This is a genomic window from Nocardia sp. NPDC005998 (genome assembly GCF_040614395.1).
Taxonomy (GTDB): domain Bacteria; phylum Actinomycetota; class Actinomycetes; order Mycobacteriales; family Mycobacteriaceae; genus Nocardia.
In genome coordinates this window covers 20,514-40,806 of sequence record NZ_JBEXUI010000017.1, presented here as the reverse complement: position 1 = coordinate 40,806, position 20,293 = coordinate 20,514, and the positions used below count along the sequence as shown (strand labels likewise).

General features: G+C 66.2%; 19 protein-coding genes and 1 tRNA gene. 7 read left to right on the top strand and 13 right to left on the bottom strand.

Annotated features, from left to right (window positions below; translation table 11 throughout):
- Positions 1 to 20 precede the first annotated feature (20 nt).
- Entirely contained in the window at positions 21 to 614 is a 594-nt protein-coding gene (locus ABZ293_RS22645; RefSeq protein WP_355183516.1) for a TetR/AcrR family transcriptional regulator, read from the bottom strand.
- 205 nt (positions 615 to 819) lie between these two features.
- Here ABZ293_RS22645 and ABZ293_RS22640 point away from each other — a divergent pair, with 205 nt between their 5' ends.
- Complete coding sequence (locus ABZ293_RS22640; protein ID WP_355183515.1) at positions 820 to 3,117, top strand: MMPL family transporter; 2,298 nt, start codon at positions 820 to 822, stop codon at positions 3,115 to 3,117.
- Positions 3,118 to 3,454: 337 nt separating this feature from the next.
- Here ABZ293_RS22640 and ABZ293_RS22635 read toward each other — a convergent pair whose 3' ends face one another.
- The 3 genes from ABZ293_RS22635 to ABZ293_RS22625 form a co-directional block, all read right to left on the bottom strand.
- Positions 3,455 to 3,700: a hypothetical protein gene (locus ABZ293_RS22635; RefSeq protein ID WP_355183513.1), complete on the bottom strand. Its 246-nt coding sequence runs from the start codon at positions 3,698 to 3,700 to the stop codon at positions 3,455 to 3,457.
- Between the two features lie 91 nt (positions 3,701 to 3,791).
- Entirely contained in the window at positions 3,792 to 3,992 is a 201-nt protein-coding gene (locus ABZ293_RS22630; RefSeq protein ID WP_354955428.1) for a hypothetical protein, read from the bottom strand.
- Positions 3,993 to 4,201: 209 nt separating this feature from the next.
- The gene (locus ABZ293_RS22625; RefSeq protein WP_354955351.1) at positions 4,202 to 4,417 is read right to left on the bottom strand and encodes a hypothetical protein; all 216 of its coding nucleotides are present in this window, start codon (positions 4,415 to 4,417) and stop codon (positions 4,202 to 4,204) included.
- Between the two features lie 236 nt (positions 4,418 to 4,653).
- Between ABZ293_RS22625 and ABZ293_RS22620 the strand changes: the two genes are divergently transcribed.
- Positions 4,654 to 4,854: a hypothetical protein gene (locus tag ABZ293_RS22620; protein WP_355183511.1), complete on the top strand. Its 201-nt coding sequence runs from the start codon at positions 4,654 to 4,656 to the stop codon at positions 4,852 to 4,854.
- 88 nt (positions 4,855 to 4,942) lie between these two features.
- Here the strand turns inward: ABZ293_RS22620 and ABZ293_RS22615 are convergent.
- The 3 genes from ABZ293_RS22615 to ABZ293_RS22605 form a co-directional block, all read right to left on the bottom strand.
- Positions 4,943 to 5,033: transfer RNA gene (locus ABZ293_RS22615), tRNA-Ser, on the bottom strand.
- Between the two features lie 94 nt (positions 5,034 to 5,127).
- Positions 5,128 to 5,562: a nucleoside deaminase gene (locus ABZ293_RS22610; protein ID WP_355183704.1), complete on the bottom strand. Its 435-nt coding sequence runs from the start codon at positions 5,560 to 5,562 to the stop codon at positions 5,128 to 5,130.
- A gap of 37 nt (positions 5,563 to 5,599) precedes the next feature.
- Positions 5,600 to 6,139, bottom strand: a complete 540-nt coding sequence (locus ABZ293_RS22605; RefSeq protein ID WP_354955378.1) for a tRNA adenosine deaminase-associated protein — start codon at positions 6,137 to 6,139, stop codon at positions 5,600 to 5,602.
- A 58-nt stretch (positions 6,140 to 6,197) separates the two neighbouring features.
- Here ABZ293_RS22605 and ABZ293_RS22600 point away from each other — a divergent pair, with 58 nt between their 5' ends.
- Positions 6,198 to 7,148 carry a prephenate dehydrogenase gene (locus tag ABZ293_RS22600; protein ID WP_355183509.1) on the top strand — a complete coding sequence of 317 codons (951 nt, stop codon included), beginning with the start codon at positions 6,198 to 6,200 and terminating at the stop codon, positions 7,146 to 7,148.
- Between the two features lie 9 nt (positions 7,149 to 7,157).
- On the opposite strand, the gene ABZ293_RS22595 is transcribed toward ABZ293_RS22600, so the two are convergent.
- The 5 genes from ABZ293_RS22595 to ABZ293_RS22575 all read right to left on the bottom strand — a co-directional run bounded on the left by ABZ293_RS22595 (position 7,158) and on the right by ABZ293_RS22575 (position 15,381).
- Complete coding sequence (locus tag ABZ293_RS22595; RefSeq protein WP_355183508.1) at positions 7,158 to 7,790, bottom strand: putative glycolipid-binding domain-containing protein; 633 nt, start codon at positions 7,788 to 7,790, stop codon at positions 7,158 to 7,160.
- Between the two features lie 9 nt (positions 7,791 to 7,799).
- Positions 7,800 to 10,019 carry an ABC transporter ATP-binding protein gene (locus ABZ293_RS22590; protein WP_355183506.1) on the bottom strand — a complete coding sequence of 740 codons (2,220 nt, stop codon included), beginning with the start codon at positions 10,017 to 10,019 and terminating at the stop codon, positions 7,800 to 7,802.
- Complete coding sequence (locus ABZ293_RS22585) at positions 10,016 to 11,836, bottom strand: ABC transporter ATP-binding protein (RefSeq protein ID WP_355183504.1); 1,821 nt, start codon at positions 11,834 to 11,836, stop codon at positions 10,016 to 10,018. Before ABZ293_RS22585 ends, ABZ293_RS22590 begins: the two co-directional genes overlap by 4 nt.
- Positions 11,837 to 12,095: 259 nt before the next feature.
- Positions 12,096 to 14,021 (bottom strand): long-chain-fatty-acid--AMP ligase FadD32, encoded by a 1,926-nt coding sequence (gene fadD32 / locus ABZ293_RS22580; RefSeq protein ID WP_355183702.1) that lies wholly within the window; start codon positions 14,019 to 14,021, stop codon positions 12,096 to 12,098.
- Between the two features lie 109 nt (positions 14,022 to 14,130).
- Positions 14,131 to 15,381, bottom strand: a complete 1,251-nt coding sequence (locus ABZ293_RS22575; RefSeq protein WP_355183503.1) for a KasA/KasB family beta-ketoacyl-ACP synthase — start codon at positions 15,379 to 15,381, stop codon at positions 14,131 to 14,133.
- Between the two features lie 310 nt (positions 15,382 to 15,691).
- Between ABZ293_RS22575 and dcm the strand changes: the two genes are divergently transcribed.
- The 3 genes from dcm (at position 15,692) to ABZ293_RS22560 (ending at position 18,258) form a co-directional block, all read left to right on the top strand.
- Positions 15,692 to 16,825, top strand: coding sequence for a DNA (cytosine-5-)-methyltransferase (dcm, locus tag ABZ293_RS22570; protein WP_355183700.1), 1,134 nt, complete (start codon positions 15,692 to 15,694; stop codon positions 16,823 to 16,825).
- Between the two features lie 13 nt (positions 16,826 to 16,838).
- Complete coding sequence (vsr, locus tag ABZ293_RS22565) at positions 16,839 to 17,264, top strand: DNA mismatch endonuclease Vsr (protein ID WP_355183501.1); 426 nt, start codon at positions 16,839 to 16,841, stop codon at positions 17,262 to 17,264.
- Between the two features lie 283 nt (positions 17,265 to 17,547).
- Positions 17,548 to 18,258: a DUF998 domain-containing protein gene (locus ABZ293_RS22560; protein WP_355183499.1), complete on the top strand. Its 711-nt coding sequence runs from the start codon at positions 17,548 to 17,550 to the stop codon at positions 18,256 to 18,258.
- Here the strand turns inward: ABZ293_RS22560 and ABZ293_RS22555 are convergent.
- Positions 18,255 to 19,823 (bottom strand): esterase-like activity of phytase family protein, encoded by a 1,569-nt coding sequence (locus ABZ293_RS22555; RefSeq protein WP_355183497.1) that lies wholly within the window; start codon positions 19,821 to 19,823, stop codon positions 18,255 to 18,257. The genes ABZ293_RS22560 and ABZ293_RS22555 overlap by 4 nt on opposite strands.
- A 71-nt stretch (positions 19,824 to 19,894) precedes the next feature.
- Here ABZ293_RS22555 and ABZ293_RS22550 point away from each other — a divergent pair, with 71 nt between their 5' ends.
- Complete coding sequence (locus ABZ293_RS22550; RefSeq protein ID WP_355183495.1) at positions 19,895 to 20,287, top strand: RidA family protein; 393 nt, start codon at positions 19,895 to 19,897, stop codon at positions 20,285 to 20,287.
- The last annotated feature ends 6 nt before the right edge of the window (positions 20,288 to 20,293 follow it).

Sequence of the window (20,293 nt, the reverse complement as noted above, 5' to 3'; positions counted from 1 at the left end):
TACTAGGTGTCCAAACGAACTTACGCGGTGTGACAGCCGGTCAGCACACAGGTGGCCGCGTCCAGCAGCGTGCGCTCCACCACCGAATCCGCGACGCCCGGCACGAGTTCGGTGGACAGCAGCGCGACGCCGAGCACCTCCATCGCCGCACTAGCGCGCAGCTTGGCCACATCGTCGGCATCGGGTCCGGCCAGCCATTCGCGCAGTACCCGACTGGAATTCATGAGATCCGGGTAGCGGTCGGCCATCACATTGAGGATCGCGACGGTATCGCGGACGCACAGGGCACCGGCATCGCGATGGCGAATCATGCCGCGCAAATAGGCGCGCAGGACGGCCCGCACCCCTTCGGCGTCGTGTGGGACCGCATCGATATCCTCGGTCACCGCGCGCAGGTGATCGATGATCGGATCTACGATCGCCAGTAGTAGATCGAGCTTCGAGGCGTAGTGATAGTAGAGCGAAGCCTTTGTGATTCCTACCGCATCCGCGACCTCGCGCAGGCTCGTCTGCTCGAATCCCTTGGCGCCGAAGAGCTTCACTGCGGCGTCACGAATTGCCAATTTAGTGCCGCCACCTGCGATAACAGTGTCGCCCGCGTCACGAACGGTCATGGGATGATCCTCTCATCACTTCTGCGCTGAGCTAACGTTGCCATCAGAATTGAGGTTGTACCTCCGCTTAGCTCCTAGGTAGTCTACCTACCGCACGGTAGGCAGAAAGCGTCAATTGGAGGCGGGGTACAGCAGGGCAACCCCGCGTGTGCTGTCTACGCGCCGCGAACCAGCACGTACTCAGGCATCGCTAGGAGAACCTCTCGTGTCCGTTTATCTGTATAGATGGGGAAAGTTCGCTTTCCGAAGAAAATGGATAGTGCTTCCGGTCTGGCTTGTCCTCTTCCTACTGCTCGGCGGCCTCGGCGCGCAGCTGAAGGAGCCGATGACCAACGACTTCAGCATGCCGGAGCTGCCATCCGCGCGCGCCAACGACATTCTCGACAAGCACTTTCCCGGCGCCTCCGACGCCTTCAAATTCGATGCCGTCACCGGCACCTATGTCATTGCCGCGCCCGAGGGGCAGAAGCTGACCGATCCGGCGAACCGTGCGTCGCTGGAGGCGTTCATCGCCAAACTCGGCACGCTCGACATCGTCGACCACAGCAAGCCGGTGATGAATCCCATTGAGGCCGCGGAGAAGTCGGGTTGCATCGCCGATCCGGACCCGTCCAAGTGCAGTGGCGCACCGCTGAACGTGCTGAGCAAGACCGATCCGGATTCGGTCGCCTTCTTCAGCGTCCCGTTCACCATCAAGAAGTTCACCGACGTCACCGACGCGCAGCGCGAAGCGGCCTACAACGTCGCCAGCGACGCCCGCAATGCCGGGCTGCAGGTGGAGATGAGCGGCTCGATCGCGCAGAAGAACGAGGGGCCCAGCGGTAAGTCCGAGCAGATCGGCATGGGTATCGCGCTGATCGTCATGATCATCGCGTTCGGTGCCATCGTGGCCGCCTTCGTGCCGATCATCACCGCGATCATCGGCCTCGGCGCGGCCACCTCGCTGATCTTCCTCGGTACCTCGATCATCGAGGTGCCCAGCTTCACGACCTTCCTCGCGTCCATGATCGGCATCGCCCTGTCGATCGACTACGCGCTGTTCATCGTGTCGCGCTACAAACATGAACTGGCAGTGCAGGATTCGGCGGAAGAGGCGGCCGGCACCGCGCTCGGCACCGCGGGCTCCGCGGTGGTGTTCGCCGGTCTCACCGTCATCATCGCGCTCGGCGGCCTCAGCATCGTCGGCGTGCAGTTCATGACGTTCATGGGCCTGGGTGGCGCGATCGCCGCCGCATTCGCGGTGCTCACCGCCATCACCCTGATGCCTGCGCTGCTCGGCGCGTTCGGCCGGTTCCTGTTCAAGCCGAAGCTGCCGATCGTCGCCCAGCACGATCCCGAGGACGATCACTCGGTCACCAATGGCATGCGGTTCGGCCGTCTGATCGGCCGGGCACCCGCGGTGACCCTGCTGCTCAGCGTGGTCGTCCTCGGCCTGCTCGCCGCACCGGCCGCCGGTCTGAACCTCGGCCTGCCCGGTGACGACAGCCAGCCCAAGACCTCCACCATCCGCAAGGCCTACGAGCTGCGCACCGAGGGCTTCGGCGAGGGCAGCAATGGCGTGCTGAACGTCGCGGTCGACCTCACCAAGGTGCCCGCCGAACGCCGTGAGGCCGCGGTGAACGCGCTGCGGTCCAAGCTCGCGTCCTACTCGGGCATGGATTACGTGACCGAGCCCAAGTGGAGCGGTGAGGACAAGGCGGGTGCGCTGCTCGACGGTGTGCCGAAGTCGGGTCCGAACAACCAGGCCACCAAGGATCTGGTCAGCGACGCGCGCGACGCCGAAGCGCAGATGCAGACCGAATACGGCATCGAGTACGGCATCACCGGCACCACGGCGATCTTCGCCGATGTCGACCACGTGCTGCTCAGCAAGATCGTGCCGTATCTGGCGATCGTGGCCGGTGCCGCATTCCTGTTGCTGATCCTGGTGTTCCGCTCGATTCTGGTGCCGCTCACCGCCGCGCTCGGCTTCCTGCTGTCCATGGGGGCGACCTTCGGCGCCACGGTGCTGATCTTCCAGCAGGGCAAGCTCGGGCTGATCGAGGATCCGCATCCGCTGGTCAGCTTCCTGCCGATCATGCTGATCGGTCTGGTGTTCGGCCTGGCCATGGACTACCAGGTGTTCCTGGTGACCCGGATGCGCGAGGAGTTCGTCAACGGCAAGTCGCCGAAGGACGCGATGGTCGCCGGTTACCACCACGGTGCCCGGGTCGTCACCTCGGCCGCGGTAATCATGATCTCGGTGTTCGGCTCCTTCCTGCTGGAAACCGATGTCACCGCGAAGTCGTTCGGCTTCGCGCTGGCGGCGGGCGTGCTGATCGACGCGTTCATCGTCCGGATGGTCGTGATCCCGTCGCTGCTCGTGCTGATGGGCAAGTGGTCCTGGTGGATTCCGAAGTGGCTGGACCGGATCCTGCCGGATATCGACGTCGAGGGCGCGAAGCTGCGTGAGCTGCAGCAGCGGTCCGCGGAGACGGCAAAGGTGCCGGTCGGCGTCAGCTGATCGGAGCCTGTGGCTCGCTGTACGGAGCCCACGGTTCGGCCCCGCACCCGGATTCGGGTGCGGGGCCGAATACGTTTCGGGACCCCCGTCTTGATCTTGTGGGTGGGTGCGCTCGGCCTGCTCGCGGCGGGGCTGAATCTCGGCTTGCCCGGCCGTCGGGCTGGACAAGATCCTGCTCGATATCGATGTGGAACGGGCGAAGTTGCACGAACTGCGCGGACAGCCGGGAACCGGTACGGTGCGGCAGCCGGTGCGCGGCGGCTGAGCTTCGAATTCACCACGCCGCCAGCGAAATTCGAGATCGGGCCGGAATTCCGTTGGGGGCGTATCTATTTCATCACTGGCTCGGCTGGGGCAGACTACACGCAGTTATCTTCGGGTTAACTCCCATATAGTTCAGTGGACCGGCAAGCGCCGTCACCGCGATGGTGCCGAAGCCAGCGCAGTCGATCGGGGGATTGTCGAATTTAAGACGCTGTCCGGCAGCAAACATGCCTATGGCCAGCCAGGACATGAGCAGCAGTCCAATGAATCGGGTACCGGCGGAGTGCGCACGCCGGCGTCGGGTTACACGCTCGCGCATCGTAATCGCTTCCTTTCGCACTCGCGTAGCGGCGGAGTACCCGGATGCGGAGCGTTAACTCTAGCCTGATGCTCTGGGCTTGGCTAGGGGGTTATGGACTGGGCTGCGGCACGTTGCAATCGGCGATTTTCGGATTCACGCCCATATAGTTGAGCGGACCGGCGAGGACAGTGAGTGCGATCGTGCCGAATCCGGCGCAATTGATCGGACCACTGTCGAAATAGTTACGCTGTCCGGCGGCGACAACGCCGATGACCAACCAGATCACGATCAGCACGGTGCCAAGTTTCATCGAGGGCTCGCTCATATGTTCTCCCGCGGATGGTGCTCGCGCGGTTGGTGATGCGGCGAATTATCGCATCGCACCCGGCCCGCACTCGGGCATTCGGTACATACCGGGCGCACGCACGGGCGCGCCCTACCGCACGGCATGTCGCCGCCCGGCAGAGCACGCCCTGAGCGCGCGGGGACGGCCAGATCCTCGGCGCTCAGCCGTGGCCGCTACGGACTGGGTTGCGGCACATTGCAATCCGCGATCTTCGGATTCACCCCCATATAGTTGAGCGGACCGGCCAGGGTCGTCACCGCGATGGTGCCGAAGCCAGCGCAATTGATCGGACCGCTGTCGAAATAGTGCCGCTGGCCCGCGGCGACCACGCCGATCACCAGCCAGATCAGGACCAGCAGACTGCCGAATCGGAAATAAGGCTCTCTCATGTGACTCTCACGCATCAATCCCGCGCGGCTCGTCCCGCGACGCCATCGTCGCACCGCGACCTCGCCGCGCTCGCTTAATCGCCGTATACCCGCGAACGGCCCACTTACCCAGGAACTCCCACATTCCGGATTCGTTTGTGCCACATGGCGGATTCAGCAGTCGCCACAGGCGAATCCCCGAATCGCTGTGTTGAATCCCCGCTCGCCGAGTGGTGCCGCGACGGTACCTTCACGCAATGGCTGTGCACCTTCGACTGACCGACGAGAACGAAGCGAACGTTCGCGCCCTGGCTGAACGCGAGGGTCTAAACATGGACACCATCATCAACGACGCAATCGCCGAGTACGTGGCGCGCTGGCAGCAGCGCGACGTGATGCGGACCGAGACCGCCTTTGCGATCAGCCAGCATCGCGATCTGTTGGACAAACTCGAGTGAATCAGCTCAACATCGCGGACGTCCTCACGATCACATACGCCGCCCCGACGAAAAAAGGCTCTGACTTGGCTTACCAAGTCAGAGCCTTTGGCGGTGGCGGAGGGATTTGAACCCTCGGAGGGGGGTTACCCCTCACACGCTTTCGAGGCGTGCTCCTTAGGCCGCTCGGACACGCCACCGCCGACAACCATACCGGACGGGGGGCGGATCGCTAAATCGGCTGTAGGGGCGGCCGGAGGGGGTGCTCGGCAGGCTGTGGGGGTGGCGCGCGCCTCAGCGTTGGGCTCGGAAGAATTCGTCCAGCAGCGCGACGCATTCGGCTTCCAGAACACCGCCGCGCACTTCTGGGCGGTGATTGAGACGGCGGTCACGGACCACGTCCCAGAGCGAGCCGACGGCACCGGTTTTCGGTTCCCAGGCGCCGAAGACCAGGCGGCCGACGCGGGCGAGCACCAAGGCACCGGCGCACATGGTGCACGGCTCCAGGGTCACCGCGAGCGTCGTGTTCTCCAGGCGCCAGCCATCGCCGACGACCGCGGCGGCCCGGCGCAGGGCGAGGATCTCCGCGTGGGCGGTCGGATCGCCCAGAGCCTCCCTGGCATTGGCCGCGCGGGCGAGTTCACGTCCGTTGGCATCGAAGACGACGGCACCGACGGGCACATCGCGAGCGCCCGCATCGGCCGCTGCGGCGATCGCGGCGCGGACCATATCGGTGTCGGAAAGTCCGTCGGCGAGCAGACCCACGTCAGCGGGGCAGCTTGTCCAGCACCGCCGAGAGTTCATTGGCGAAGCCGAGCCGCTGGGCGATCATGCCGAGCTGCTCATCCGGATACAGGTCGGTTTCGGCGAGGATCACGCTGAGCACCGGTTCGGGCAGGCCGAGATCGGCGAGCACGCCGAGATCGCCCTCCTCCCACGGCTCGATATCGTCGAGTTCGTCGGGGTCGATATCGGGTATTTCGACATTGAGGGCCTCGAGCACGTCGGCGGCGATGTCGTAGTCGATCGCGGCCGTCGCATCCGAGACCAGCATCCGGGTGCCGCTCGGCGCGGGCCGGAGCACGATGAAGAACTCATCGTCGACATCGAGCAATCCGAACACCGCACCGGAACTACGCAATGCCTTGAGTTCTGTTTCCGCCGCGGCCAAATCGGTGAGTGCGGCCTGACTCAACGGACTACACCGCCACTGTCCTTCTTCGCGGACAACCGCCACTGCGAACCCCTCCACGTCGTCGAAATCATCCGACGCAGCCTTGTTCGTGCCCGAGCGCTGTGCTGCCATGGCCGCAACGGTAGTCGGCTCGAGCCGAAATGTTGAAGTCGTATGCGAATCTGTTCCGATGACTCCTGACCAGAAAGCACCGGTGTGTGTCCTCGGGACGGGCTTGATCGGCGGCTCGCTGCTGCGCGCGGCCGTCGGCGCGGGCTACGACGCCTGGGGTTACAACAGGTCAGAGGGGGGTGCGCAGGCCGCACGCGCCGACGGCTTCGACGTCACGGGTGATCTGCTCGGGGTGCTGACCCGGGCCGCCGATACCGATGCGCTGATCGTCGTCGCGGTGCCGATGCCCGCGGTGGATCACATCCTCGCCGAGGTGGCGAGCTTCGCGCCGCACTGTCCGCTCACCGATGTGGTGAGCGTCAAGGCGCCGGTGGCCGCGGCGGTGCACCGGCACGGGCTCGCGGCCCGCTACGTCGGCGGGCATCCGATGGCCGGTACCTCCGAATCCGGTTGGGCGGCTACCCATTCCGGCCTGTTCCAGGATGCGGTGTGGGCCGTCGGGGTGGATGCGGGCACCCACCCCGAGCCGTGGCGACGAGTGGTGCGGCTGGCGCTGGCCTGTGGTGCGGTGGTCACCCCGGTGGTCGCGGACGAGCACGACCGCGCGGTGGCCCGGATCTCCCATCTGCCGCATGTGCTCGCGGAGGCGCTGGCCGTATCCGGTGCGGCGGGCGGTGACCTGGCGCTCGGACTCGCCGCTGGTTCGTTCCGCGACGGCACCCGCGTCGCCGCCACCGCCCCCGACCTCGTCCGCGCCATCTGCGAGCCCAATGCCGCAGCCCTGCTGGACGTGCTAGAGGAATCGCTGACCGTACTGAGCGCGGCCCGCGACAGCCTGCGCGCGGAAGGCACCCTCGTCGACCTCGTCGAAGCCGGGCACGACGCCCGCGAACGCTACGAAACCACGCAGCGCTGGGCAATCACCGATATCCATCCCGGCGACCACAACTGGCTCGAAGCCTTGCGCGACGCAGGCCAGCGCGGTGGGGTGATCACCGAGCTGGACTGATCCGGGTGGTCAGATGCGTTCGGCGAGGCCGGGGTAGTCGAGGAGGAAGCCGTCGGCGTCGACAGTGACGGTGGCGCTGGAGACCGGGGACAGGACGCTGATGCCGGTGACGCCGCTGCTGTAGGTGAGGCTGGCCTCCTGGACAAGGAGGTCGGGGAGGCGGACGTAGACGACCGGGACCTGGATGTCGTCGACGGCGTTCTGCAGGCCGAAGCGGCGGATGGGGAGGGTGTTGAAAAACGGGCTGAGTACGACGTCGACATCGAGGGCGCCCGCGAAGGTGGAGCGGACATGGCCGCCGCCCGCGTCGACGAGCCAGTAGTTCTCCTCGTCCCTGGCGATGGAGGCCTGACGTTCCCCGGCGGCGGTGGTGCTGCGCAGGGATAGCCGCTTTGTGACGCCGTTCTCATCGGTGACCAGGTCATATGAGGCGCTGAACGCGGGGTGTTCCGCGCACGCACCGCCGATCATGCGACCGGCGGCGCGGATGCGGTTGCCATTGAGGGTCACGCGGACGGACTCCATCCGCGACCCGTTGTGCGCGCGCCAGGTGAGGATCGCCGGCCACCGGGATGCCGCAGGTTGGCTGTCGGAGCCGAGGGCTGGGTTCGTCACGTATCTACCGTAAGCGACGCGGACCATGCACCGGCATTACACCAGCGACTCGCGCCACGCGGCGTGCAGGCTGGCGAACCGGCCGGTGCCCGCGATGAGCTCGCTCGGTGTGCCGTCCTCGACGATCCGGCCGGACTCGAGCACCAGGACCCGGTCGGCGATCGCGACCGTGGACAGCCGGTGCGCGATGATCACGGCGGTGCGATCGCGCAGCACCGTTTCCAGTGCCCGCTGAATCAGCCGCTCGCTCGGAATGTCCAGGCTCGAGGTCGCCTCGTCCAGCACGATCACCGCGGGATCGGCGAGGAATACCCTGGCGAACGCCACCAGCTGACGCTGGCCCGCCGACAAGCGCCCGCCGCGCTTGCGCACGTCGGTGTCGAAACCCTCCGGCAATGCGGTCACGAAGTCGTACAGACCGACCGCGCGCGCCGCGGTGAACACCTCCGCATCGCTGGCCTCCGGCCGCCCGAGCCGGATATTGTCGGCCACCGACCCAGAGAACAAATACGACTCCTGGGTAACCATCACGACATTGCGCCGCAGATCCACATCGGACAGCTGCCGCAGGTCGATGCCATCCAAACTCACCGTGCCACCGGAGGGGTCATAGAACCGCGTCAGCAACTTGGCCAGCGTGGACTTGCCCGCACCGGTCGCACCGACCAGCGCGATCACCTGCCCGGCCGGGATGTCCAGCGAGAACTCCGGCAACACCGGACGCGCCCGACCGCGCTGCTCGGCTTGTGGCACAACGAGTTCAGGCTCCGCCACCGCCGCGTCACCCGGTATCGGCCCGGTCGCACTCGCCTGCACCGAACGATGGCCCTCCGAAACCGCTCCCACAACCACGGGTCCAGCCGAATCCGGCAGCTCGAGATCGGCCGGACCTCCTCCACTCGGAATCGCCTCAGCCACCCTCGGCTCCACGGCACCGGCGCTCGTCGACACAGCGCTCGTAACAGCCACGCTGGGCAGCACCGCTCCAGACTTCTCGGACACGGCTTCCGCGACGGTGCCCGCGGCAGCATCCGACAGTTCGAGCACGGCAGCGGAATCCGATGGCGTCTCCTCACCACTGGCCGGTGATCCGTAGCCGAACCACACGTGGTCCATGCGCACGGCGCCGGTTGCCTTGGTCAGGGCGACCGGGTTGGCCGGTTCCTCGACCGAGGGTTCCTCCTCCAGCACGCCGGAGATCTTTTCCAGGGCGGCGGCCGCGGATTGGTAGGCGTTGAAGACCTGGGCCAGTTCGTCGAGGGGGCCGTAGAAATCGTTGAGGTACAGCAGGTATGCGGCGAGGACGCCGACGGCGAGGTTGCCCTCGATCACCAGCCAGGCGCCGACCACGATGACGATCACCCTGGTCAGATTGCCGAGCAGGCGGGTGAGTCCGGCGTAGTCGCCCATACCGCGCATGGCGGCGGTGGTCGCCTGGAAGTATTCGGCATCCTCGGCGGCCAGCACCGATTCATTGCGGGCCTCGCGCCGGAAGGTCTGCACCGCGCGCATGCCGCCCATCGACTCGACGAACTGCACGACCACCTTCGCGATGGCGCCGCGGGTGCGCCGGTATCCGGCCCGCTGCCTGCGCTGGGCCCAGCGGGTGACCAGCACCAATGGCACGAATCCGAGCAGCACGATGGCGGCGAGCGTCTGATCGAGGTAGATCAGCAGGACCGCGATGGTCAGCACTGAAAGGATGGCGCTCAGTGCCTGATTCAGCGCACTTTCCAGCAGCTGCTGCAGCGTCTCGATATCGCCGGTCAGCCGGGCCACGACCTTGCCGGAGGTGTACTGCTCGTGGAAGGCGACGCTGAGCCGCTGCATATGCGCGAACAGCCGGACCCGCAGATCGAAAAGCACGCTCTGGCTGAGCTTTCCGGAGATCCGCAGGAACACGAAGGTGGTGCATACGCCGAGCCCGATCGCACCCAGATAACCGGCCACGGTGAGCGCCAGCGGCACCCAGTTCCCCTCGGCCCCCTTGGCGATGCCGGTGTCGAGCCCGTGCGCGACGAACAGCGGCGCCGAGACCATCGCGGCGTTATCGAGCACGATCAGCACCATGGCCAGGATCGCGAGCTTGCGATACGGCCGGACCAGGCTCAGCAGTAGCCGCCGGGATCGACCGGCCAGCACCAGATTTCCGGTCTCGGTCACCTCTTTGTCCTCATTGGCGATGCCGCGCCAGTCGGCGATCTCGTCGCGCTGGGCCGAATCGTCGGCAGGGACAGCGGTTTCGGTTGTGGTCATGATTCACCTCCCATCAGCTCGCGATAGCGACTGCTGGTCTTCAGCAGTTGATCGTGGGCGCCCTCGGCGATGATCCGGCCGTCGGCGAGCAGTGCCACCCGGTCGGCGAGTGCCGCGGTCGAGGGCCGGTGCGCCACGAGCAGCGTGGTGGCACCGGCCAGCACCGTGCGCAACCGTTCCTGCACGCGCTCCTCGGTCTCCACATCGAGTGCGGAGAGCGGGTCGTCGAGCACCATGATCCGAGTCCGCTCGCCCGTGCCCGCGCGCGCGAGCACCGCGCGGGCCAGTGCCAGCCGCTGGCGCTGCCCTCCGGACAGACTCAGCCCCTGCTCGCCGATCCTGGTATCCAAGCCCCACGGCAGGTCCTGCACGAAGTCGGTGGCCTGGGCGACATCGAGCGCGCGCCACACATCGTCATCACCGGCCTCCGGATCGCCGAGCGCGACGTTTTCCCGCACACTCGCCGAGAAGAGCACCGGCTCCTCGAATGCCACCGAGACCAGCGAGCGCAGATCGGCGACCCGCATCGAGGCGATATCGATGCCGTCGATGGTGATGGCGCCGCCGGTCACATCGTAGAGCCGCGGAATCAGATTGAGCAGCGCCGTCTTTCCGCTACCGGTCGCACCGACCAGTGCCACCGTCTCACCGGGCCGCACCTTCAGCGAAATATCGTGCAGTACTTCACCTTTTGCTTCGGGAAAGGCGAAACGCACACCGTGCAGGGCCAATTCGCCGAGAATTCGCTCGGGCAGCACGACCGGATCCGCGGGATCGGTGATATCGACCGGGGTGTCGATGATCTCCCAGAAGCGGTCGGCCGCGGTGCGCGCGTCGTTCCATTCGGCGAGCAGGAAACCGGTCCAGATGATCGGCCACTGCAGGAAGGTCGCCAGGGTGATGCCAGCGACCAGGGTGCCCAGTGTCATGGTGTGGTGCGCGACGGCGTATCCGCCGTAGCCGAGCGCGAAGGCGATGGCCAACTGCGGCAGGCTCACCATTGCCGACCACAGCGTGGCGTCCAGCCGCACCTTGAACAGTTCGGTCTGTTGCAGCGCACGTGACTGAGTGGTGAACCGCCCACCGAAGAACCCACCGCGACCGAATGCCTTGAGCACCCGGATGCCCTGCGCCGACTCCTCGGCGGTGGTGGCCAGATCGCCGGACTGATCCTGGGAACGCCGCGAGGCGACCGCGTAGCGGCGCTCGAACCGCAGGCAGACATAGGTCAGCGGCAGCGCGACGATCGCGAACATCAGCCCGACCTGCCAGCTCAGCGCGAACAGCATGAGCAGACCGACCGGGATCACAATGCAGTGGATGATCAGGAACGGCCCCGCGAACGCCACGAACCGCTTCATGGTGCTCATATCGTCGATCGCGCGCGACAGCAGCTGCCCGGACTCCCAGGCATCGTGGCGGCCGATCGACAAGGTCTGCAGCTTGCGGAAGATCTTGGCGCGCATGGCGATCTCGAACTGGGCCGCCGGTTTCGCGATGAGCCACCGGCGGCCCCACACCCCGAACGCCTCGATCAGACCGAGCAGCAACACGCCCAGCACCGGCAGCACGACACCCGCGAAATCGCGCCGCTGAATCGGACCGTCGATGATCCGCGCGATGACCAGCGGGATCATGATCGCGGTCAAGGCGGCGACCGCCGCGAGCCCGGTCGCGCCGAGCAGTGCAGCCCGATGCGGCCGCAGATACGGCAGGAACCGGCGCAGCGAATGCAGGCGGCCCGACGCCGCGGCGGCAGGTCGCTCGGGTCTGTCGACCTCCGTATCGGCCGACCGCGTATCGAGCGTGACGGACAAAGCTCCCCCTCGTGGTCCCGTGGTTTGGCTGGTGTCGCGAACGGATCTCCCGGTGATGTTCGCACTGGGGTCCGACATTTCAGGGTGGCATCGGTCCCGAGATCGGCCAACCGATTTTCCGCCACGCCCATAGCCAACAACCTCGAGTGACCTCGAGGTCAAGCCCCTCCGGCAACCCCCGATCAGCACCACCCGCAGACGGCATCGGCGCCCGGATTCCGGGCGCCGATATGCGCTACTTCGATGGTACGGACCGCAGTCACCGAACCCGGATGCTCGTGTGCTCCTGCTCCGTCGGCGCATCCGGAAAGTCCCGCTGCTGATAGCCCCCGCGCAGCGTGCCCGCCAAATATGCGGCGCGGCAGGCCCGTCGGGCGATCTTGCCGCTGGAGGTGCGCGGGATCGAACCGGCCGGGACCAGCAGGATATCGCGCACGGTCACGCCGTGGCGCCGCGCGATGGCCGCGCGCACAATATCCACGATCGGCTCCGGATCCAGTTTCGCCGCACCGGTGCCACGCTCGGCCACGATGACCAGTTGCTCCGAGGTGTTATCGGCGTCGAAGGTGAGCCCCGAACGACTGCCCTGTTCGAAGACCAACGCGGGCAACTGATTCGCGGGCACCGAGAACGCCGCGACGAATCCGGGCCGCAGCGCGGTGCTGGCTTCCTGGGCCGAGAACTCCAGATCCTGCGGATAGTGGTTGCGCCCGTCGACGATCACCAGATCCTTCACCCGACCGGTGATGTACAGCTCGCCGTCGAGATAGACGCCGAAATCGCCGGTGCGCATCCACTGGGCATCCGGATCGGTGCCCTGCGCGTGACTGTCCTCCGGCAGTCGGCGCGTCAGGGTGTTCTGGAAGGTCGCCGCGGTCTCCTGCGGCCGACCCCAATACCCGATGCCCATATTGTCGCCGTGCAGCCAGATCTCGCCGACCTCGCCGTTTTCGCGCTCGATACCGGTCTCCGGATCGACGATCACCGCCCACTGCGATAGTGCGACAAAGCCGCACGACACCTGCGCGATCGAATTCTCGGTGCCCCTTGGCACTTCGACCATGCGGCCCGCATTGAGCTCATTGCGATCGACGTAGACGACCTTGGCCTCGTCCTCGGCCTTGGTCGCCGAGACGAACAACGTCGCCTCGGCCATGCCGTAGCAGGGCTTGATCGCGGTCGCGGGCAGACCGTAGGGCGCGAACGCCGCATTGAACTTCTGCATCGACGACACCGACACCGGCTCACTGCCGTTGATCAATCCGATCACATTCGAAAGATCAAGTTCCTCATCGGCTTTCGGCTTACCGCGGGCCGCGGCATGCTCATACGCGAAATTCGGTGCGGCGGCGAAGGTTCCGGCGCCATCGGAGGCGGCGGCCAATTCCTTGATCCAGCGATAGGGTCGCCGCACGAACGCACTCGGCGACATGATGGTGATGAATCCACCGCCGATTGTCGGCAGGATCACCGATAGCAGACCCATATCGTGAAATAGCGGCAGCCAGGTGACACCACGTGAATTCTCTTCTACACCAATAGCATCGATCATTTGCAAGAGATTGGTGCCGACCGCGCGGTGGGTGATCTCGACACCGGCCGGTGTCCGCGTGGACCCCGAGGTGTACTGCAGGTAGGCGACACTATCGATATTGATCTCCGGCCGCATCCAGCTCGATCCGACACTGTCCGGAATGGCGTCGACGGCGATAATGCGCGGCCGCTGTGCCGCCGGGAGATGCCGGAAGAAGTTCCGCACGCCCGCCGCGGCCGAGCCGACGGTGAGAATGGCCGCTGGCGTGCAGTCACCGAGCACCGCGCGCAGTCGATCGGTATGGCCCTGCTCCTCCGGATCGAACAGCGGGACCGCGATATTGCCCGCGTAGACCGCCGCGAATATCGAGACGACATAGTCCAGCCCCTGCGGGGCGAGGATGGCCACCCGGTCGCCCGGCTGGGTCACCTGCTGCAGCCGGGCCGCGACGGCACGCAGCCGAATGCCGAATTCGTGCCAGGTGAGATCGACGTACTCGCCATCGCGTTCCCGCGAGTAGTCGATATAGCGGTAGGCGAGATCATCGCCGTTCTCCGCGCTGTGCTTGTCGACGAAGTCGATCAGGGTCTTATCGCCACGAATCTTGATATTGCCCTGATCGTCCAAATAGTCGTCGAAGGTTTCGTCGATCATCGCCTTATCCTTTTGCCAACGCAGGCACTCGGGCCATGCGGTTACACCGAACACAGGTCGATAACGAAGCGTCGGGAAGGCTAGCAGGTGCGCCGACCGACGGTGCTCAGTACCGTCCGAAGGCGATCGCCACGTTGTGCCCGCCGAAACCGAACGAGTTGTTGACGGCGTAATCGATCCGGCCGGGTCGGGCCCGCCCCTTGACCACGTCGAGATAGATCTCCGGATCCTGGTTGTCCAGATTCAGCGTCGGCGGCACGATGCCATCGCGCACGGTGAGCACGGTGAGCACCGATTCGAGCGCCCCGACCGCGCCGATCGAATGGCCGAGCGCGGATTTGGGCGCGTAAACCGACGCGTGGTCGCCGACGGCGGCATTGATGGCCTGCGCCTCGGCGGTATCGCCGATCGGAGTGGCGGTCGCGTGCGCGTTGACATGGGTGACATCGCGCTTGGAGATTCCGGCCTTCTGCATGGCCCTGGTCATCGCCCGCGCGGCACCCTTGCCATCGATATCCGGTGCGACCAGATGGAAAGCGTCAGAAGTGATTCCGGCGCCCATCAAGCGTGCGTGAATGGTCGCGCCGCGCGCCTTGGCGTGCTCTTCGGTCTCGATGACCATCATCGCGCCCGCCTCGCCGAAGACGAATCCATCGCGGTCCTTGTCGAACGGTCGCGAGGCGGCCCTCGGGTCCTCATTGCGGGTGCTCATCGCGCGCATCATGGTGAACGCCGCGATCGGCACCGCCTGAATGGAGCCCTCGACACCACCGGCGACCACCATGTCGGCATCGCCCATGACGATCATCTGCCAGGCATTGGCGATTGCCTCCGAACCCGACGAGCAGGCCGAGACCGGGGTGACCGCGCCCGCGCGTGCGCCGAGTTCCATGCCGACACAGGCGGCCGAACCGTTGGGCATGATGCGCTGCACCGTCAGCGGCGGCACCTTGCGGTAGCCGCCGTTGCGCAGCCGGTCTCGCGCGTCGGTGATGTATTCGCCCCCACCGAGTCCCGTGCCGATGGCGACACCGAGCCGGTTCCTGTCCACCTCGGGACTGCCCGCATTGCGCCAGACCTCACGCGCCAGCGTCAGGGCCATCTGTTCCACATACGACAGGTTCTGTGCCTCCTGCCGGGTGAGGTTCTGCGACGGTTCGACCTTCAGATGTCCGCCGATGCGCACCGGTAGTTCGAACTGCTCGATGAAGCTGTCCTCCAGGACATCGATGCCGCTCTCGCCATTGAGCAACCCCTTCCAGGTGGAGTCGACATCACCAGCTATCGAGGTGGTCGCCGCCAGACTGGTCACGACTACGTCGGGATAGTTCCCGTTCCTGGTAGACGGAATCTGCATTTCGCTCACTTTCCTGGCGTAACACTTTGGGATAAACCGGGAACTGCGCGTCGACGCTGGAGCGCCGGAAGGGTCAGCAGAAGCGGAAGCTCGAAGGATGCCTGCTGCCGTCGAACGGCCGTGCATACGCGATTCGACCGTGAGCACTACCGGGGCAACCGATCGGACCGAGTGCACGACACACTACCGTGGCTGTCGCCAGGTCGTGGCCGTGACCGCTCGAGTAACCTGCTCAACGGAGACGCAGCGCTGGTGGTTCCGAGCGATCCGCGAGCAACCGTGAGAAGGGAAGACTGTGACGGGCGGGCGGATGGTCGGGCTGTTCGCCGGTATCGGCGGGCTGGAGCTCGGCCTCGGCAACCATGGCTGGCACACCGAGCTGCTCTGCGAGATCGATCCCGGTGCGCAGGCGGTGCTCGCCGCACGCTTTCCCGGAATTCCCTTGCACGCCGACATCACTCGGCTGCGCGCCCTGCCCGCCGGTACCGAACTGGTCGCCGCCGGTTTTCCCTGTCAGGACCTCTCCCAGGCCGGGCGCACCGCCGGCATCACCGGAAAACGCTCCGGACTCGTGGACGAGGTGTTCCGGCTGGTGCGCCGACAGCGCGGACCGCGCTGGCTGCTGATCGAGAATGTGCCGTTCATGCTGCAGCTGGGCCGCGGTGCGGCCATGCGGCATATCACCGGCGCGCTGGAGGAACTCGGCTACACCTGGGCATACCGGGTGGTCGACGCGCGGGCCTTCGGGCTGCCACAGCGCCGCCAGCGGGTGCTGATGCTGGCCTCGCGCACCGAGGATCCGCGCCGGGTGCTGTTCGGTGATGATGCCGGATCGCTCGATCTCGGTGACCCGGAACAGGATCCGTGCGGCTTCTACTGGACCGAGGGCGTGCGCGGACTCGGCTGGGCGGTGAACGCGATCCCGACCCTCAAGGGCGGTTCGGCGCTGGGCATCGCGAGTCCGCCCGCGGTTCGGCTGCCCTCGGGCGAGATCGTCACGCCGGGCATCGTGGACGGTGAACGGCTGCAGGGCTTCGCCGCCGACTGGACCGAACCGGCGACCTCGGTGCCGGGCATCCGGCACGGACACCGGTGGAAGCTGATCGGCAATGCCGTGAGTGTGCGGATGGCGTCCTGGGTCGGCGCCCGGCTGGCCGCACCGGGCGAGCCGATTTCCGGCGATGAGCCGCTGCCGCCGGGGCGGCCGTGGCCGGTCGCCGCGTGGGGCCGGGCGGGCGCGGCCTACCGGGTGCCGGTCTCGACCTGGCCGGTGCACGAGCCGTATGAGGATCTGCACCACTTCCTTACCGATGCGCGGCTGCTCTCCGCCCGTGCGACCGCCGGATTCCTGCGCCGCACCGGAATGGGCAACCTACGGTTCCCGCCCGGATTTCTGGCCGATGTGGAGAGTCATCTCGATCGAATGGGCGGCTGGGCGGCATGAGGTTCGGACGGTCATGAGCACGAATCGGCGGCCCCCGACCGATGCCGCGACGAGTGCCCGGCTGGCCCGCCAGCGGCGCACCGGAACCGGCCCCGAACTCGCGCTGCGCCGGGAACTGCACCGGCGCGGCTTGCGCTATTTCGTCGACCGCGCGCCGCTGCGCGGGCAGCGACGGCGCGCGGATCTGGTATTTCCCCGGCTGCGGGTCGCGGTCTATGTCGACGGGTGTTTCTGGCATCGCTGTCCGCAGCACGCGACTGATCCGAAGCACAACTCGCAGTGGTGGGCGGACAAGTTGAGCGGCAATGTCGCCCGTGACCGGGCCACCGATGCGGCGCTGGCCGCGGCGGGGTGGCAGGTGGTGCGGGTATGGGAACACGAGGATGCGGCCGCGGCGGCGGACCGGGTCCAGGCCACGCTGGCCGAGCGGGCCAACTGACACCGGCAGGCAGTCGCTAGCGGCGCTGCCGTACCCGCACCAGCGTGCGCGGTGCGTGCGCGGCCAGGTAGCCCGACACCGCCATTACCGCCAGCACCATCAATCCGGCGATGGCCGTCGCGAATCCGATCATGGGAACCTCCTTAGGTATGTCCAGCATCACGAACGGACCTGACAGAACGCTGTGCCCGGGTTGGTAATGAGGTGTGCGAAAGAGCTGTCGGTTAGGACACACTGACCTACTGTTGAACACCGGACCAGCGAGGAGGCGGAGAATGGTCCAGTGATTGATCGCCGGAGGATCGCCGAACGACACGTCCTGGTGGCCTGCGGGCTGATCGCGGCGGCGATCGCGATCGCCGGACTCTGCTATTCCTCCTGGTTGCTCGAGTTCGTACTGAAGATCGATGTCGATCCGGTGAACTCGTTCCTCAGTGAACTCGATGCCGAGGGCAAACCGCACCGCGAAGTATTCGCCACCGCCGACAAGATCGTCGGCCTGCTGCTGATGCCAGCGGCGATCGCCGGGCTGCTGTTATTTCCGCGCCGCAGATTCACCACCATCGGCTGGGTCGCACTGTTCTGCTTCGGTGCCGCGACCGTCGGCGACGTACTGCTGCCGCTGCGCGATTGCACCCCGGAGAACAACGCCGAATGCGGCGGCGGTGGCAGCGAACTGTTCCCGCAGTTACATCAGCCGCACGCACTGACCAGCACCATCGCGGTTACCGCGATCGCCATCGCGACCTTCGCCTTCAGCCTGGCCGCCTTCCGCTATCACCGCTGGCGGATCCTGCGCGAGGTCGGTCTGGTGGTGCTGGTGATCGGGTCGGCGGCGACCATCTGGATGCTGGTCGCCGACAACCTGACCGGCAATTACGCGCTCGGGATCGCCCAGCGGATCCAGGTCGGATCGATGTCGCTGTGGTTGATCACGTTGGCGGCGGCGGTGATTCTGGAAGGCCGCGAATGGGTCGAAGGTGATCCCGGTTAGCCGACCTTGATCCGGACGGTGTGTGAGTCGACCTTCGCGGGCAGTTTGGTGGTGTCGATCTCGAGGATTTCGCCGGAGTCCTGCAGACCGTTGGGCAGCGTTTTGGGCTTCAGGCCGAAGGGCGGCTGCTCACCCTTGCTGGCGGCGAGGCCGAAATCGCTGTCGTTGGCGATGTAGAGGGTCTTACCGCCGTCCAGGGTGGCGACGCCCTCGATCTTGTCGTGGCCGTAGAACTTGCCGTCCGCGTTCAGGCCGGTGATCAGCCCGATGAAGTCCAGGTTCGCGGTCTTGGCGACGGGAGTGATGCCCGCCTTCCGCAATGCCGCGACGCCGTCATTCGTCGAGACGGTGCCGACCAGCGTCTCCAGCGGCTTGCCAGCGATCTGGAGCCCGCCGCGTTCCGGATCGTAGTGCGCGCCCGCGACCTTCGACTCCGGGCCGACATCGGTCGCGCCGGAGATATCGACGGTCCACAGCTTCTTATCGGCCTTCGGGGGCAGGTTGCCGTCGCGCTCGTCGACCAGGAAGGTGGTGGCGCTGAGCGCGGTGATCTCGGAGTCGGCGACCTTGGTGCTCTTCGGATCCTGCAGCGGGAGTACGAATTCCTTGACCGCCTTGGTCTTCAGGTCGACGGTCACGATGCGGGTCATCGGCACATCCTTGGCCGAACCGTCCAGGTCGGGGGTTTTCAGACCGCTCTGCACCACGCCGACGAGGGTGCCGCCGTCCGGGGTGATGGTCAGCCCCTCCATGCCCTGGTTCGGGGTGCGCAGCGAAAGTTCCTTGGGCAGACCCGATCCCGGCCCGAGGCGCTCGAGTTCGGCGCCCTTGGCATCGAAATGCACCAGGAACGGGCCGTATTCGTCGGAGACCCAGAAGGTGCCGTCGGCCAGGGCGACCAGCCCCTCGGGGTCGAGGCCGTGATCGGTGGGCGGCAGCACATTTCCGGCGAGGTCCTTGATGGTCTCGCCGGTGCTGGCCGCGGTATCGACCTGCCCGTTGAACGGGGTGCCGTTGGCGGTGTGCAACTCGATGGTGGATTGCAGCACCGCGCGATTGCCGACCAGTTTGAACCGGCCGATCTTGGGCACGAAACCCGGAGTCGGCGTCAGCTTCTCGTTCTTGCCGGGGCCGTCCACATTGGGGCCGCGGTCGGTGAGGCCGTAGAACTCGCCCGATGCGCCGGGGACCGGCGTCCACGCGGAGCCGTAACCGCTGGCCTGCACGGTGGTGCCGCCGAATTCGCCGAGCGGCGGAATATCGGTGGTGTACAGGCGAACCGCGTCGGTGGTGCCGACCTTCAGTTCGTCGGTACCGGTGTAGCCCGCCTTCGGCTGGTAGACGAGTGCGCCGTCGAGGCGGCGGGTCAGCGTGCCGTGTTCCGGATCGGCGATTGTCACGGCGGCGCTGCCACCCGTGGCGGCCAGCAGATCGTCGAGGGAGATGACCAGCGGCTGATCCTTGGCCACGGTGAAATCGGCCTTACCGTCCGAGGACGAGCAGCCTGCGGCCAGCACGCCGATGGCGAGGACGGCGACGGCGGTAATACGGGTGTGCGCTTTCACCGTGTCTGCTTACCTTGCACATCCGACAAAAGCCCTACGGCCGAATGACCAGTTGATGTCATGCTGTCGCCATGGGTGATCGTGTGAATATCGCATCGGGCTCGGAGTTCGAGGATATCGTCGGCTACTCGCGGGCGGTCCGCGTCGGCAATACGGTTGTGGTGAGCGGCACCACCGCCTCGCTGCCCGGCGGCGATGCGGTCGGCGGCGCCGATATCGGCGAACAGACCAGGGAAACCCTGCGCCGCATCGCCTCCGCACTCACCGACGCCGGTGCGAGTCTGGCCGATGTCGTTCGGACCCGGATCTTCGTCACCGATATCTCGCGCTGGCCCGAGGTCGCCAAGGCACACGCCGAAGTATTCGGCGATATCCGGCCGGCCGCGTCGATGTACGAGATCAAGGCGTTGATCACCCCCGCACTGCTGGTGGAGATCGAGGCCGACGCGATCGTCGGCGAATAGCGCCGG